This is a genomic window from Paraburkholderia sp. D15, assembly GCF_029910215.1.
GTDB lineage: Bacteria > Pseudomonadota > Gammaproteobacteria > Burkholderiales > Burkholderiaceae > Paraburkholderia.
The window spans coordinates 3,127,140-3,142,047 of the sequence record NZ_CP110396.1 but is presented as its reverse complement, the minus strand read 5'-3'; the positions used below and the strand labels follow the sequence as shown (position 1 = coordinate 3,142,047).

Annotated in this window: 13 protein-coding genes and 1 riboswitch; of the genes, 5 read left to right on the top strand and 8 right to left on the bottom strand. The window is 65.2% G+C overall.

Annotated elements, in window-relative coordinates; genetic code table 11:
• Nucleotides 1–285 precede the first annotated feature (285 nt).
• Nucleotides 286–1,185 carry a DMT family transporter gene (locus LFL96_RS33745; protein WP_281002228.1) on the bottom strand — a complete coding sequence of 300 codons (900 nt, stop codon included), beginning with the start codon at nucleotides 1,183–1,185 and terminating at the stop codon, nucleotides 286–288.
• A gap of 325 nt (nucleotides 1,186–1,510) precedes the next feature.
• Here LFL96_RS33745 and LFL96_RS33740 point away from each other — a divergent pair, with 325 nt between their 5' ends.
• On the top strand, nucleotides 1,511–3,835 hold the full coding sequence (locus tag LFL96_RS33740; RefSeq protein WP_281002227.1) for a PA14 domain-containing protein: 2,325 nt from the start codon (nucleotides 1,511–1,513) through the stop codon (nucleotides 3,833–3,835).
• Between the two features lie 176 nt (nucleotides 3,836–4,011).
• Nucleotides 4,012–4,596, top strand: a complete 585-nt coding sequence (locus LFL96_RS33735; protein WP_281002226.1) for an alpha-ketoglutarate-dependent dioxygenase AlkB — start codon at nucleotides 4,012–4,014, stop codon at nucleotides 4,594–4,596.
• A 147-nt stretch (nucleotides 4,597–4,743) separates the two neighbouring features.
• On the opposite strand, the gene LFL96_RS33730 is transcribed toward LFL96_RS33735, so the two are convergent.
• The 3 genes from LFL96_RS33730 to LFL96_RS33720 all read right to left on the bottom strand — a co-directional run bounded on the left by LFL96_RS33730 (nucleotide 4,744) and on the right by LFL96_RS33720 (nucleotide 6,703).
• Entirely contained in the window at nucleotides 4,744–5,379 is a 636-nt protein-coding gene (locus LFL96_RS33730; protein WP_281002225.1) for a carbonic anhydrase, read from the bottom strand.
• 398 nt (nucleotides 5,380–5,777) lie between these two features.
• The gene (locus tag LFL96_RS33725) at nucleotides 5,778–6,107 is read right to left on the bottom strand and encodes a DUF4148 domain-containing protein (RefSeq protein WP_281002224.1); all 330 of its coding nucleotides are present in this window, start codon (nucleotides 6,105–6,107) and stop codon (nucleotides 5,778–5,780) included.
• A gap of 335 nt (nucleotides 6,108–6,442) precedes the next feature.
• Nucleotides 6,443–6,703, bottom strand: a complete 261-nt coding sequence (locus LFL96_RS33720) for a DUF1488 domain-containing protein (protein ID WP_281002223.1) — start codon at nucleotides 6,701–6,703, stop codon at nucleotides 6,443–6,445.
• A 207-nt stretch (nucleotides 6,704–6,910) separates the two neighbouring features.
• Between LFL96_RS33720 and LFL96_RS33715 the strand changes: the two genes are divergently transcribed.
• Complete coding sequence (locus LFL96_RS33715) at nucleotides 6,911–8,407, top strand: MDR family MFS transporter (RefSeq protein WP_281002222.1); 1,497 nt, start codon at nucleotides 6,911–6,913, stop codon at nucleotides 8,405–8,407.
• Nucleotides 8,408–8,569: 162 nt separating this feature from the next.
• Here LFL96_RS33715 and LFL96_RS33710 read toward each other — a convergent pair whose 3' ends face one another.
• On the bottom strand, nucleotides 8,570–9,451 hold the full coding sequence (locus LFL96_RS33710; protein ID WP_281002221.1) for a LysR substrate-binding domain-containing protein: 882 nt from the start codon (nucleotides 9,449–9,451) through the stop codon (nucleotides 8,570–8,572).
• A 179-nt stretch (nucleotides 9,452–9,630) separates the two neighbouring features.
• Between LFL96_RS33710 and speB the strand changes: the two genes are divergently transcribed.
• Together speB and LFL96_RS33700 are read left to right on the top strand one after the other, a co-directional pair.
• On the top strand, nucleotides 9,631–10,599 hold the full coding sequence (gene speB, locus LFL96_RS33705) for an agmatinase (RefSeq protein ID WP_348638438.1): 969 nt from the start codon (nucleotides 9,631–9,633) through the stop codon (nucleotides 10,597–10,599).
• Nucleotides 10,600–10,675: 76 nt separating this feature from the next.
• A complete protein-coding gene (locus tag LFL96_RS33700; protein ID WP_281003929.1) occupies nucleotides 10,676–11,761 on the top strand; it encodes a polyamine ABC transporter substrate-binding protein in 1,086 nt (361 codons plus the stop codon).
• Between the two features lie 55 nt (nucleotides 11,762–11,816).
• Here LFL96_RS33700 and cobM read toward each other — a convergent pair whose 3' ends face one another.
• From cobM to cbiE, 3 genes are read right to left on the bottom strand one after another with little or no spacing between them, the layout of a single operon-like run.
• The gene (gene cobM / locus LFL96_RS33695; RefSeq protein ID WP_281002220.1) at nucleotides 11,817–12,542 is read right to left on the bottom strand and encodes a precorrin-4 C(11)-methyltransferase; all 726 of its coding nucleotides are present in this window, start codon (nucleotides 12,540–12,542) and stop codon (nucleotides 11,817–11,819) included.
• A 41-nt stretch (nucleotides 12,543–12,583) separates the two neighbouring features.
• Nucleotides 12,584–13,366 (bottom strand): cobalt-precorrin-6A reductase, encoded by a 783-nt coding sequence (locus LFL96_RS33690; protein WP_281002219.1) that lies wholly within the window; start codon nucleotides 13,364–13,366, stop codon nucleotides 12,584–12,586.
• Nucleotides 13,363–14,631, bottom strand: coding sequence for a precorrin-6y C5,15-methyltransferase (decarboxylating) subunit CbiE (gene cbiE, locus LFL96_RS33685; protein WP_281002218.1), 1,269 nt, complete (start codon nucleotides 14,629–14,631; stop codon nucleotides 13,363–13,365). The genes LFL96_RS33690 and cbiE overlap by 4 nt, the downstream gene beginning before the upstream one ends.
• Before the next feature lie 67 nt (nucleotides 14,632–14,698).
• Nucleotides 14,699–14,878: riboswitch (cobalamin riboswitch) on the top strand.
• Nucleotides 14,879–14,908: the final 30 nt, after the last annotated feature.

The window sequence follows — 14,908 nt, the reverse complement described above, 5'->3', positions numbered from 1 at the left end:
CCCCATTGGATGCGACCGCCACGGCCCGGCAACAGCAACCTCGCTTGCGGCCCGAATCAGTCACTTACGAAAGTGTGATTGAACTGGATGCGTGAAGATCTCCGATCCGGCGTTTCAAACGCGGAAACGTCGGATGAGGCCAGCTAGTTGTCGGAAACGGCCAGCCGGCAAACGCGTTTCCTCGGACGATTGGCCATGAAAGTTTGAATTCCGAATCAATCCGCGAATCGGCGCGGTTTGATTCTTCAAATCCCGGGACCGACAATCTCGCACCGCTAGACCGCACTAAACCAACGGCCCTTCAGCCTCCTTGCGCCGCACCGCCACCGCGATCGAACTCCCGACGATCAGCGCGATGCCCGTCAGCGCCACGGCGCCGATCGTCTCGCCCCACACCACGTAGCCGAACAACGCGGCCCACACGATGCTCGTGTAGTTGTACGGCGCGAGCGCGCCGGCGTCGGCGGAACGAAACGCCATCGTCATCAGCAACTGGCCGGCGGTCGCGAAGGCGCCGAGCAAGGCCATCGTGCCCAACGCGGCGAGCGACGGCGTACGCCACGCGAAAAACAGCGACGCGCCCGTGACAAGCGTGCCGACCACGGTGAAGTACAACACGGTCGTGCCCGAATCGTCGGAGGCCCGGATGCGCTTGATCTGAATGATCGACAGCGAGCCGAACAGGGCGCTCGAGATCAGCAGCGCCGGGCCGAGCCAGTTCGTATAGGCGCCGTCCGGCCGCACCACCAGCAGCACGCCGATGAAGCCGACGGCAGCCGCCAGCGCATCGCGCGGCTTGAGCGTTTCCTTCAGCAGCAGCGGCGCGAGCACGATGACCAGCAGCGTCTCCGAATAGACGATCGCCACCGCCTCGCTGAGCGGCATGTACGGCACGCCCGCGAAGAACAGCCCCGACGCCCCCAGCAAGGTCAGCGCACGCACCGTCTGGCCACGCACGTCCATGTGCTTGAGACGCTCGACAAGGGGCTTGCCGCGCAGACAGACCGCGACGGCGGGCAGCAGACCGAACAGCATGCGGAAGAACGTCACCTCGTTGGCCGGATAGGCCAGCGCGACGGATTTGGCGAGCGCGTCGACGACCGCGAAACAGAACATCGAAACGAGGATCAGCGCGACGCTGCGCAGGGGCACGGCAGCGGTGCGGACGGCGGTGACGGACGGCATGGCGGGATCTCGGGGAACGCGCGTTCCGGTGCACGGACGGCACAGCGCGGACGCACGACGCTCGGGTTTCGCGAACCATTGGCCGGGCTCGCGTTATCGGAAGACGAATTATGCCCGTTGCGCACTGGCCCACGACCTCCCGCCGCTTTCCGTCGACGATTGCGGGTAAGTACCGATACAGGTAAGGCAAAGTAATAATATTATTCATATCGATTTCCGCATCGCGAGACCCTTATCAGGAGACGCTCTAGCAGTCTTCGTGGCCTCGCTCAGCCTTAATAATAATTATGACCATCTATTAAGCGGGGACATCAGGAGATAACAGGTGCGCAATTACCTTGTGCTTGTGGCGCTCGCCATGCTCGGCGCCTGCGGTGGCAATGACGGTTCGCCCGGCGCGGCAGCGTCGGCAAACAGGCAGGTCGGCGCGATCGACGCTTCGGCGGCGTCGTCGGCCGCAGCGGCATCCGCGGCTTCCGCGGCAGCGGCCGCCGATTCGGCCAGCGTCGACAGCGAATTCCGGGCCGTCAAAACGGTCGCGCTCGGCATGAAGACGACCACCCCGCCGCTCGTGATCGCCGATCCCACGCTGAACCTTCCGCCCTACACGCCGCCCGCCCCGCCCCATCCCGTTTCGACCACCACGCTTTCTTTCGGCGACTTCACCAGCTATCTCGCGCCAGGCTCCACGCAAGGCTGGCAGGCCGGCGCGAACAGTTCGACCGTGACGATCCCGGCGCCGGCGACCAACGGCACGGGTGCCGGCGACAAGACCGTGGCGCTCGCGAGCACCTATGCAACCGCGTCGTACGAAGCCGATCTGACGGTCAGCGCGCCGGTCGGCACGGGTGCCGCCAACGCGGGCTTTATCGTGCGCACCACCAACCCGACGGCCGGCGGCCCGGACAGCCTGACCGGCTATTACATCGGCCTCGATACGGGCACGCACTCGGTCGTGGTCGGACGCGAGAACAACAACTGGACCAACTTCATCGCGTATCCGGTGAGTTCGGTGGTGGGCGGCAGCACGCACCATCTGAAAGTGACGACGAGCGGCACCGCGATCACCGTCGACCTGGACCAGCAGCGCGTGATCAGCGTCAACGACGCGACCAACGCGCTGCCCGCCGTGTTCCAGTCGGGCAGCTTCGGGCTGCGGCGCTTCGGTGTCGGCGCGAGTTTCAGCAACATCACGATTCGCACATACCCGACCGTGACCTCGCCGACCTATGACTTCTCGAAGGTGGTGGGCGCGGTGTACACGCCGTCGAACGCGGTCAACGCGATCGACTTCTGGGAGAACTACGACCCCGACATCGTCAATCGCGAACTGACGTACGCGCAGACCTACGGCATGAACACCATCGCCGTGTATCTGCACTACCTCGTGTGGGCGAACGACCGCGTCGCGTTCCTGAGCAAGTTCGACAACCTGCTGAAGATCGCCGCGCGTCATGGCATCAAGGTCTCGCCGATCTTCTACGACGACTGCTGGAACCCGACGCCGCAATACGGCCCGCAACCCGCGCCGGTCTGGGGCGTGCATAACAGCCAGTGGGTGCAATCGCCGGGCACGCCGGTCGAGCAGGCCTACTTCCAGCCGAGCGCGTCAAATGCCGCGGTCACCTACAAGGCGAGTCTGGCGAGCTACATCACCGACTTCGTCGCGCCGCATCGCAACGATCCGCGCATCATTTTCTGGGAGACGATGAACGAGCCCGGTTGCAGCGGCAACGGCGCGTTGCAGGAAACCCGCGCGGTGCTGATGAACGACGCGCGCATCGCGATCCTCAACGCGGGCGCAACGCAGCCGATCAACGCGCCGCAGGTGCAGGAGGATGAAGGCACGTACTTCTCGGACTTCTACGCGTTCCATCCGTACAACAATCCGTACACCGGTCCGGTGAACGGCAGTTCGGTGAGCGCGCTGAATTCGGAAACGCTGCAACGCGGCTTCCCCGGCACCACCGGTCAGACCATGCCGGGCATCGTCGCGAACTATGGCGGCAGTACCGGGTTCATCGTGTGGGAGTTGATGATCGGGCGGACGAACACGCGCTTCCACTGGGGGCAAGTGCCGGGCGCACCCGCGACGGTCGAGCCGGCCACGCCGTTCCAGGGAACGATCTACCCGGACGGTCACCCGTGGCAGACCTCGGAAGTGCAGGCGCTGACCGGCGGCTTCGACGTGAAATTGCCGGTCTTGCAGGTCGGTTACTACAACGATCCGACCTTCAATAGCGCGCCGGTGAAGACCTCGGTGACGCCGTTGATCGACTTCGATCTGAACACCGAACGCGGCACCGATTCGCCGGATGCGTCGGCGGGCGTCAACGCGACGAACTACGGCGTGCGCTGGACCGGCGCGATCGAGGCGGCGCAGACGGGCATCTACACGTTCTCGATCGACAGCGACAACGTGGCGCGGCTGTGGATCAACGGCGTGAAGATCGTCGACAAGAAGAGCGGCTCGCAAGGGACGGTCAGCGGTAAAACCTGGCTGGCGGCGAAACAGCGCGCGTCGATCAAGGTCGAGTATGTGCACGGGACCGGGCCGGCAAGCATGCATCTGCTGTGGACGAGTCCGGCGGCGAAGAATCCGGCGGGGCTGCGGGTTGTGCCTTCGGACTCGCTGGTGACGGCGAATTAAGGGAAGGGTCGAGCGGCTGGCCGGCGGGGACGCCGGCCGGCTGGTTGATACTGCCGCCTCACTCAACGAGCCTGTATGATTTCGCGGCAAAACACTGTATAAAAACACAGTATAATGCTCGTTCCAGGCCGCCCTGCATCCAGCACCACCGTGCGGCTTATTCAATCGGAACGCCGGTGTCCCATCCCCAGCACAGCCTCTTCGCCGCCGAACCCGTTTCCCTCGTTCATGACCGGGAAGGCGGCATCCGCTACCTGCCGGAATCGTTTCCGGCCACGGTGGCGCAACGCTGGTTCGACGAAGCGCAACGCAACATCGGCTGGCTCAGCCAGCAGCGCATGATGTACGAGCGCGAAGTCGCCGTCCCGCGGCTTCTCGCCACCTTCGCCCGTGACGCAGCCGCGCTCCCCGCCCCGCTTGCCGAAGCATTCGAAGCGGTACGCGCATTGATCGGCGCACCGTTCAATCGCGTCGGCCTGAATCTCTACCGCGATGGCAACGACAGCGTCGCGCCGCACAGCGACAAAACCGACCGGCTCCTGCCCGGCCAACCGATTGCCATCGTCTCGCTAGGCACAACCCGCCGCATGTCGATCCGGCCCAAAACCGGCGCGGCGCGCACGCTGCACGTCGACCTCGAACCCGGCAGTTGCCTCGTGATGAGCTACGCGTCTCAATTCACCCACGAGCACGGCATTCCAAAGCTCGCGAACGTGATCGAGCCACGCATCAGTCTCGCGTTTCGCTGCTTTGTGGAGTGAATCGATGGGAGCAAGCATTGAAATAGCGGCCCGGTTTGAGCACGATCGTGCTGCCGCCGAACCGCTATCGCGTCTAGAGACGCCAAATGCATATCGCGCGCTGCGAGCCGCCTGCGTCAGCAGACAGCTCGACCGGAACGCGCGACATCAGACCGCGTAGATTTCCGGGTTATCGACCAGCGGCAGGAATTCGCCGGTGCGTCCATCGAGCGCGAGCATCGTGCCGCTTTCGATATCGAAGATCCAGCCGTGCAATTGCAGCGTCTTGTTCGTGAGCCCGACCGCCACCGACGGATGCGTGCGGATATTCGCGAGCTGCGCGATCACGTTGTCCTTCACCAGCGCGGAAAGACGCTCGGCGTCCGAGTGATAGTGACGCGATGCGTTGATCGCCTTCGCCGCATCCGCGTGACGCAACCAGCTCGCCACCGCCGGCAGATGTTCGAGGTTCGTGCAGTTGGAGATCGCGCTCATCGCACCGCAGTTCGAGTGGCCGCAGATCACGATATCGCGCACGCCGAGCACCGCCACCGCATATTCGACGGTCGCCGACACGCCGCCCGGTTCCGGACCATACGACGGCACGATGTTGCCGGCATTACGGATCACGAAGAGCGCACCCGGCTCGACCTGCGTCAGCAACTCGGGAACGACGCGGCTATCCGAACAGGTCACGAAGAGCGTGCTGGGGCTTTGCGCAGCGGAAAGGCGCTTGAACAGCGCAATCTGCTGCGGGAAGACGTCACGTTGAAAGCGGATAAAACCTTCGATGATTTCCTGCACGATGTTCTCCAGATAATCGCAGAGTGTGTCTTCAGCGCTGCCCGCCGAAGGGTCCAGCGGGCGGCGCTGCTGTCTGTTGGCGGCACTATACCGCAGCCGGCGGCTGGAACGCCCGGCATGACAGAAGGGACATCGGGTTGGGTCGAAGGTTCGGCGTGTCAAGCACGCGATGATTCGCGCGGACCGCACATAAAAAAACCCCGGCTGTTTTATCAGCCGGGGCCAACTCTCTCGCTCGCACATGAAGCAGTGCGTGCGTAGCTACTGTATCGGGCGCGATGTAGCGGATAAAGCGGCGGCGATGGAAGGGTCTTTTACGGTGCGCGGCAACGACGCATGGTGCTTACGCATTGACCGATCAACACTGAAACGGGCTCAAAAAACCAATACTGCCGCCCTCACCGCCCATACATCGCATCCCAATCCGCCTTCGACACCGCCGCACGCGCTCCGCTTTGCGAAGCGCCCGCTGCCGCGCCACCATACCCACCCGTCGCGCCGCCAGCCACCCCCGCCGCATTCATCGCCGCGACGCGCGCCTCGGCGGCCTGAATCGCGTCGGGATAATGCGCCTGATCGCCGTCGCCGACGTGATAGCCCGCCTGTTCGAGTTGAACCAGTTCCGCGCGCACCTGTTCGCGCGTGATACGTGTAGTCGATTGAGCAAACACCGTCGCCGAAACAGCGAGCGAAGCAACGACGACAACGGTCTTGAGTACGGACTTCATGATAAAAACAACCTCCGGTCATGGATGGTGCGGCGCCGCGAAAGAAAATCGCCGGACTCGCCGCCACCGCAGAGCCCAATATAGGCGCCGCATCGCCGGAGAGTAATGGCCGCGCATCGAAGGGAGTGTTGCCGGATCTGGAGAAGTCGCGCACACGTTGCCGTCGGCGCGCCAGAATGGCCCGAAGCGCCCGCGGCAAAACCGGGCAAGCAGAAGTAAACCGAAACGGGCCAGAGTCGCCTAACGCAGCCCCAGCCCGCAACACAGAACAACGCAGTTATCTGAAAGCGCCATCACGCAAACCAGCAACGCGCGACGACGCAAACTTCAATCACTCAATTAAAGTCGCCAGTCTCGAGTTCCACCGATTTTCCGCCGTTTCTTTCCAGCACCCGGCGCGTAGCGTTTTCAATCCGTGCGCGATTCGCCTCGAACGTATTCACGAGGTGATGAGCCGATGGGCCGTCGTTGCCGAAATGGTTGTTCAGCGCATCCAGCGACACGCTGCACCAGACATCGGCTCCGTCGACATTGGCTTCGAAGGCGACGCGCGCCGCGGCGACTACTTCGCGGCGTCCGGTGAATTCGATCCTCATGATGACCCTCCATGTGTGAAAGTAGCGTTGAGCGCGCAAACGCCGTGCCAAGCCTCGCCATGCCAGGCTTGCGTGTCCGGGTCGCTGCGCGGATTCGCCGCAGGGTGCATACTCGATGGCGGCCGCCGGTTTTGCCATGCGCGGCCGCGCTGATACGTCGCGGCACATCGCCGAGCGGCGTGCCTGACATCCTAATACTAACGCCCCATGTCCTCCCGCAACTCTCAATCGTCGCGTGCTCCCGTCATTGCCGCGGTGATGGCGTCCATGGCGATGGTCGCCATCGAGGCCACCATCGTCTCCACCGCGATGCCGCAGATCGTCGCGCAGCTCGGCGATCTGCATCTCTATAGCTGGGTCTTCTCGTCGTTCCTGCTCACGCAGACCGCGATGACCGTCGTGTTCGGCAAGCTCGCCGATCTGTACGGCCGCAAGCCGATCGTGCTCGCCGGCATCGCGATCTTTCTGCTCGGCTCGGTGCTCGCGGGTTTCGCGTGGTCGATGCCCGCCATGATCGTGTTCCGCCTCATCCAGGGCATCGGCGCGGGGGCGATCCAGCCGGTCACGCTGACCATCGTCGCCGACCTGTATCCGGCTCACGAACGCGGCAAGGTGCAAGGCTATCTTGCGAGCGTATGGGCGATCTCGGCGGTGATCGGGCCGATGGTCGGCGGCTTTATCATCCATAACCTCTCGTGGGCGTGGATCTTCTGGATGAACGTGCCGATCGGCCTTGCCTCGGCGGCAGGCTTCATCGTGTTCCTGCGCGAATCGGAACGCCACGCGCGACCGTCCATCGACTTCGTGGGCGCGGCGTTGTTCATGGCCGCCATCGCCGCGCTGATGATGGCGCTGACCTACGCGGGCGACGACCAGCTCGCGCGCGCGGCGCTGGCAGGCGGCGTCTTCCTCGTCTGCGTGCTGCTGTTCGTCGCGCAGGAACGCCGCGCGCCGGAACCGATGATTTCGTTCGCGCTGTGGAGCCACCGGCCGATCGCCGCATGCAACGGTTCCACCCTGCTCGCCGGCATGATCCTGATGGGTTCCACCACCTTCCTGCCGATGTACGTGCAAGGCGTGCTGCACCGCTCGCCGGTGATCGCCGGCCTCGCGCTGACCATGATGATGGTCGGCTGGCCGACCGGCGCCACGCTCGCCGCCAAATCGTTCCATCGCCTCGGCCTGCGCCGCATTCTGGTGGGCGGCAGCACCTTCGTGCCGATCGGCGCGGCGCTGCTGCTGTTCCTGTCGCCCGGCGCGTCGCCGCTGATCGCGGCGTTCGGCTCGCTGATCATGGGCTTCGGCATGGGCACGTCGAGCGTGAGCGCGCTGGTGCTGATCCAGGAAATCGTCAAGGCGGACGAACGCGGCAGCGCGACCGCGTCGAACCTGTTTTCACGCAATCTCGGCAGTACGCTCGGCGCGACGCTGTTCGGCGCGGTGCTCAACTTCGGGCTGAGTCACGCGAAAGGCGTCGCGGTGGTCACGTCGGATCAGTTGAAGGCGTTGCTGCAGAATCAGGCGGCGAGTCTCGGCGATAGCGATATGGTGCGCGCGGTGCTGCATCAATCGCTGCACCTCACGTTCATCTCGCTGTTCGTGATCGCGATCTTCGTGGTCGCGCTACTCGCGCTGGTGCCGCCGGTCAATATCCGCACGGCCAAGCCGGTACCGCTCGAAGCGCTGTCGCCGCTGGAGGATTGACGCGCTCAGGGGTGCGGCGCGGGCAGCGTCCTCGCGAAAAAATCGGCGGCCTGCGCGGTGGTTTGCGCGTGCACCGCGCCGATCCGCTCGCGATCCACGTGCGCGCCCAGTTCCGTGTCGGCGATGACGCCGCCGCAAAACGGTGCAGAGCTTGCGAAATTTTCAGGGGCGGCACAGGCCGGTCATCCACGCATGCACGGCATCGACCGCCGCCGAGCGCGCCGGTTGCGTCGAACGCATCAGCCACAGCGGTTCGAGCGCGAAACCGGGGATCTGCGGCAGTTGCACGACACGTCCACTCGCCAGCGCATCGCCCGCGGTGAGACGCGACACCATCGCGATGCCGGCCTCCTGCTCCGCCGCCGCCACGACGAAACGCGGATCGCTGACCGTCAACACCCGGCGCGTGCGCAGGCCGCCGCGCTTCAGATCCGGTAGCCACGGCGCCCATTCCGGATTGCCCTCATGGACCAGAAGCGGCGCGTGGGTCAGCACCTCGGGAACCGGCGTATCGCGCAGACGGCGCGCGGTTTCCGGCCCGCAGACGGCGATCGCCTCTTCTTCGAGCAACAGCTCGCAGATCACGTCCGGCGTGCGGATCGGTTTCGACGACACCACCAGATCGACATCGACGCGATCGATCTCATTGACCTCCTCGCCGGTCACGAGCCAGAGCTCGGTGGTCGGCAAAGCCTGCGAAAACGCGCGCATGCGCGGCATCAGCCAGCCGGACGCGAACTGCGGCGCGCAGACGAGGATCACCGAATCCGGATTGCCGTACGGCTCGATACGGTCGCGCCCATCCGCGAGCGTGGCCAGCGCCGTGCTCACCGTTTGCGCGTACAGCACGCCGGCCGCCGTCAGCGCCACGCCGCGGCCGATCCGGCGAAACAGCGGTTGCCCGGTCCATGCTTCGATCTGCTGGATCTGATGACTGATCGCCGACTGCGTCAGCGAGAGCTCCTGCGCCGCGCGCGTGAAGCTGCCAAGCCGCGCGGCGGCGTCGAAGGCGAGCAAAGCTTGCAGGGGCGGTAATCTGCGCATCACGCTGCCTCCAGACAGATATTAAAAATATCGATACTACCAGCAAGATTCTTCGCTATTCACCTGAATTTTTCCCGGCAATCATGGCTCCAGTTGCCCAGCTCGCATACTTGACGCTCTGAAGACATGAGTGATTTTTATGCGATGGGCGTTTCCACAATACGACGGGACCGCCACGCATGATCGACGAGAACCCTCTGCTCCATCCGCCCGCCCACGCTGCCGGCGCACCGCCGCCGGACCCGACCTACGCCGGCATGCTGTCCTTCATGCGGCGTCCGTACACGCGCAACCTCGCCGGTGTCGACGTCGCCGTGTCCGGCGTGCCGCTCGATCTCGCGACCACCTTCCGGCCCGGCACCCGCTTCGGCCCGGCGGCGATCCGCGCGGCGACGGTGCTGCTCTCCGAACTCGGCGCGTACCCGTGGGGCATCGATCCGTTCGATCGCCTGAACGTGGTCGACTACGGCGACTGCTGGTTCGATGCGCACAATCCCGCCGGCATCCACGACGCGATCGTCGCGCACGCCCGCGGCATCCTCGCGGCCGGCACGCGCATGCTGACGCTCGGCGGCGACCACTACATCACCTATCCGCTGCTGATCGCGCACGCCGAGAAATTCGGCAAACCGTTGAGCCTGATCCATTTCGACGCGCACTGCGATACGTGGCCCGACGACAACCCCACCTCGCTCAACCACGGCACGATGTTCTACAAAGCCATCCGCGAGGGATTGATCGATCCCGCGCGCTCGGTGCAGATCGGCATTCGCACCTGGAACGCGGACTTCATGGGCATGCACGTGCTCGACGCGCCCTGGGTGCATCGCCATGGCACGCAGGCCGTCATCGACAGGGTGCTGGATATCGTCGGAGCCGCGCCGGCTTACCTCACGTTCGACATCGACTGTCTCGATCCCGCGTTCGCGCCCGGCACCGGCACGCCGGTCGCGGGCGGCCTGAGTTCGGCTCAGGCGCTGGAGATCGTGCGCGCGCTCGGCGCGGCAAATCTGATCGGCGCGGACGTGGTGGAAGTGTCGCCGCCCTATGACCAGAGCGACGTGACCGCATTGGCCGCCGCCCATCTCGCCACCGACATCCTGTGTCTGATGCGTAACCGGAAACTGCTGCGCGAGGAGCGGCTTTAAACGCATCCCGATGCATCGACCCGCGCACGCCCCTGAACCTCTTGCCGACGACTCGACCACCATGCCCCACACCGCCATGAAACCGTTACTGACCGCCCTGCTCCTGTGCGCATTCGGCCCCACCGCGCACGCCGAGGACAAGCAACTGAATCTGTACAACTGGGCCGACTACATCGCGAAAGACACCGTGCCCAACTTCGAGGCGCAGTCGGGCATTCACGTGCGCTACGACGTCTACGACGGCGACGAAACCTTGCAGGCGAAACTGCTGACCGGCTCGACCGGCTACGACGTCGTGGTCCCGACCTCGAACTTTCTTGCGAAGCAGATCGAGGCCGGCATTTACCAGAAGCTCGACAAATCGAAACTGCCGAATCTGGCGAATCTCGATCCCGCGTTGATGAAGCTCGTCGCGAACGCGGACCCCGGCAATCAATACGCGGTGCCGTGGGCATGGGGTACGACGGGACTCGGCTACAACGTCACGCGTGTCAGGAAAATACTCGGCGAGAACCTGCCGCTCGACAACTGGGACGTGCTATTCAAGCCGGAGTACCTGAGCAAGCTGAAGAGCTGCGGCGTGTCCGTGCTCGACGCGCCGACGGACGTGTTCGCCGTCACCTTGCACTATCTCGGCCGCGACCCGAACAGCGAGAATCCCGCCGACTATCAGGCCGCGTACGACGCATTGAAGAAGATCCGCCCGTACATCACCCAGTTCAATGCGACGAGCTATATCAACGATCTCGCGGGCGACGACATCTGCTTCGCGCTCAGTTGGTCGGGCGATGTATCGATGGCCAGCCATCGCGCGCGCGAAGCGAACAAGCACTACGAGATCAAGTACCTGATTCCGCAAGGCGGCGCGCCGGTCTGGTTCGACATGATGGCGATTCCGAAAGACGCGCCGCATCCTCAGGCCGCGCTCGACTGGATCAACTACATCGAGCGGCCGGAGGTGCATGCCGGCATCACGAACGCGGTGTTCTATCCGAATGCGGATGCGGCCGCGCGCAAGTTCGTGAGCCCCGAGATTCTCAACGATCCCACCGTGTATCCGCCGGAGCCGGTATTGAAAACGCTGTTTCTGCTCAAGCCTTTGCCTGCGCAGATCAAGCGGCTGGAGGGCCGGCTCTGGGCGCAGTTGAAGTCGGGGTCGTAGCGATCGACGGCCAAGACTTCGACGACGAACCAGGTCTTTGCTCTGGCTACAACAGCTAGGGCTTCGCGTACAACGTCGAGTCCGCGAAACCCTCGGCGGCCAGCACGTCGCCGACCAGGATCAACGCCGTGCGCTCGATCGACGTGCCCTGCACCTTGCCGGCGATGTCATCGAGCGTGCCCGTGATCTTCTCTTCGTCCGGCCAGCTCGCGCGATAGATCACCGCGACCGGACACGCGCCGCCGTAATGCGGCCGCAATTCTTCGACGATGCGCGCAAGATGCCGTACGCCGAGATGGATCGCCATCGTCGCGCGATGCCGGGCGAGGTCGGCGAGCTGTTCGCCTTCGGGCATGCGGGTCTTGCTTGCGTAGCGCGTGAGGATCAAGGTTTGCGACACGTCCGGCAGCGTGAGTTCGCAACCGAGCGTGGCCGCGCACGCGGCCGTGGCGGTCACGCCCGGCACGATTTCGTACGGAATGCCCAGCTCGCGCAGGCGCCGGATCTGTTCGCCGATCGCGCCGTATAGCGACGGGTCGCCGGAATGCACGCGCGCGACATCGTGGCCCTGATCGTGCGCGTGCTTGAGCAACGCGACGATCTGGTCGAGATCGAGGTCGGCGGTATTGACGACCTGAGCGGCCGTGTGACCGTCGAGCACCGCGGACGGCACGAGCGAGCCTGCATACAGGATCACCGGACAGCTACGCACCAGACGCTGGCCTTTCACCGTGATCAGTTCAGGGTCGCCTGGGCCGGCGCCGATAAAAAACACCGTCATTCGATACTCCAATGATTCATTGAGGCCGAACGTCGCGACGTTCAGGCGAATGCCTGCAAGGCGTCGAGCAACGCGTCGATGTGCTCGAATTCCCGATCGACCGGCGGCAAGCCGGGGCGCCGCAGCATCACCACCGGCAGATGCCGTTCGCGCGCCACCGCGAGTTTTGCCTCGGTCGCGCTGCCGCCGCTGTTCTTGCTCACCACAACATCGAATGCCAGCAACGCGAACAGCGCGCGTTCGTTTTCGAGCGAAAACGGCCCACGCGTCGCGATGATGCGAGCGCGTGCGGTGTCCGCATGCGGATCGAGACAACGCACGGTCCAGAACTGATGCGCGGGAATCTCGTCGAGATGCGCGAGCGGTTCACGGCCGAGCGTGAAGAACGGCTTGCGGAACGGCGCGAGCGCGTCCGTCAGTTCATCCCAGTCGCCGGCCATGCGCCAATCGTCGCCGGCTTGCGGTTGCCAGCCGGGGCGGCGCAGCGCCCAGCACGGCACGCGTGTTCCGGCGCAGGCCTCGGCCGCGTTCGCGCTGATGCGCGCGGCGTACGGATGCGTCGCGTCGATCACGAGGTCGATGCGTTCGTCGGCGAGATACCGCGCGAGACCGTCGCTGCCGCCGAAACCGCCGACGCGTATTTCACACGCGAGATCGTCCGGCGTCTTGCCGAGACCCGCGAGGCTGTAGACGAGCGATGAGCCCGGTTTAAGCGTGACGTCGGCTGCCGGGTCCGTCGGTCGATGGGCCGAAGGTTTAGACGCAAGTTGCCGCGCAATCCGCAGCGCGTCGCCGGTGCCGCCGAGCAACAGGATGCGCGTCATCGTGCGTTCCCATCGCCGGCCGGTTCTGGCGAACCCGATGCGCCAGCCCGCTTCGTCACGTCCAGCAACGTGATCGGCAACGCCTGCCGCCACGTGTCGAAACCGCCGAGCGGTTGCGCGTCGGCGAGCGCGATCCGCGTCAGTGTGCCGCCGTGCCGCTCGCGCCATGCGACCAGCGCGGCCTCGCCCTGCAACGTCACCGCATTGGCGACAAGCCGGCCGCCGTCGCGCAACGCATCCCAGCACGCATCCAGCACGCCCGCCACCGTCACGCCGCCGCCGATGAAAACCGCATCCGGCCTCGCCAGACCCTGCAACGCATCCGGCGCGCGACCGGCCACCAGTTGCAGCCCCGGCACGCCCAGCGCATCGCGATTGTGTTCGATGAAGCGTTGCCGCTCCGCATGTCCCTCGATCGCAATCGCCCGGCAGGACGGATGCGCGCGCATCCATTCGATGCCGATCGACCCGCTGCCCGCGCCTACGTCCCACAGCAGTTCGCCCGGCGTCGGCGCGAGGCGCGCCAGCGTGATCGCCCGCACGTCGCGCTTGGTGAGTTGCCCGTCGTGACGGAAGGCGTCGTCGGGCAGGCCGCAGGTCAGCGGCAGACGCGGCGCGCCTTCGGTCGCGCGGCAATCGAGCGCGACGAGGTTCAGCGCGGCGGTCTCGCCGGCAGGCCACGCATCCGCGCGGCCGTCGATACGTCGCTCCCGTTCGCTACCCAGATGCTCCAGCACGATCATGCGGCTCGCGCCGAAACCGCGTGCGTTCAGCAGCGCGGCGAGCGCCGCGGGCGTGCGGCCGTCCGCGCTCAGCACGAACACGCGCGCGCCATGATGCAGATGCGCGTTGAGCGCCGCCGGCGGACGCCCCACCAGCGATACCGTCGCGACCTCCTGCAACGGCCAGCCGAGACGCGCGGCCGCGAGCGACAGCGACGACGGCGCGGGCAACACCCGCATCTCGCCGTCGGGCAATTGCCGCGCGAGCGTGGCGCCGACGCCGAACAACATCGGATCGCCGCTCGCGAGCACGCACACCGCGCCGCCACGCTCGGCCAGCAAGGGCGCGAGATCGAACGGACGCGGCCACGCGACGCGCCGCGCGCCGAGCCGCGCGGGCAGCATCGACAGATGGCGTTCGCCGCCGTACACCACCGACGCGTCGAGCAGCGCACGCCGCGCGGGCCGTCCCAAACCGGCGAAACCGTCGTCGCCGATGCCCACCACGGTCAGCCACGCGGACGGGCGACCTTCGTTGTCCATTATCTTCAAATAATCCGCTGAGCCACGCCGATCAAGGCGTCCAGCCTCGTTGTGCTGTTCGAAAAAAGGCATAATACAGGCCGCCGGTGCCCTTCGGGGCCGAAGAGGGAACACAGTGACGCTGTGGCTGCCCCCGCAACTGTATGCAGCGAGTCCGCCCGCGCTGCGCGCCACTGGTTCGACCGGGAAGGCCGCGACGGATGATGACCTGCCAGCCAGGAGACCTGCCGGCGAGACTGTTCGTGCCAGCCAACATCGGGCGGGGTGTACCGATGCC

Excerpts from the sequence above, each read along its gene's own strand:
- cobM (WP_281002220.1), bottom strand. The coding sequence starts at position 12,542 with ATGACGGTGTTTTTTATCGGCGCCGGCCCAGGCGACCCTGAACTGATC.
- LFL96_RS33690 (WP_281002219.1), bottom strand. The coding sequence starts at position 13,366 with ATGACGCGCATCCTGTTGCTCGGCGGCACCGGCGACGCGCTGCGGATT.
- speB (WP_348638438.1), top strand. The coding sequence starts at position 9,631 with ATGATCGACGAGAACCCTCTGCTCCATCCGCCCGCCCACGCTGCCGGC.
- LFL96_RS33710 (WP_281002221.1), bottom strand. The coding sequence starts at position 9,451 with ATGCGCAGATTACCGCCCCTGCAAGCTTTGCTCGCCTTCGACGCCGCC.
- LFL96_RS33715 (WP_281002222.1), top strand. The coding sequence starts at position 6,911 with ATGTCCTCCCGCAACTCTCAATCGTCGCGTGCTCCCGTCATTGCCGCG.
- cbiE (WP_281002218.1), bottom strand. The coding sequence starts at position 14,631 with ATGGACAACGAAGGTCGCCCGTCCGCGTGGCTGACCGTGGTGGGCATC.
- LFL96_RS33700 (WP_281003929.1), top strand. The coding sequence starts at position 10,676 with ATGAAACCGTTACTGACCGCCCTGCTCCTGTGCGCATTCGGCCCCACC.
- LFL96_RS33720 (WP_281002223.1), bottom strand. The coding sequence starts at position 6,703 with ATGAGGATCGAATTCACCGGACGCCGCGAAGTAGTCGCCGCGGCGCGC.
- LFL96_RS33725 (WP_281002224.1), bottom strand. The coding sequence starts at position 6,107 with ATGAAGTCCGTACTCAAGACCGTTGTCGTCGTTGCTTCGCTCGCTGTT.
- LFL96_RS33745 (WP_281002228.1), bottom strand. The coding sequence starts at position 1,185 with ATGCCGTCCGTCACCGCCGTCCGCACCGCTGCCGTGCCCCTGCGCAGC.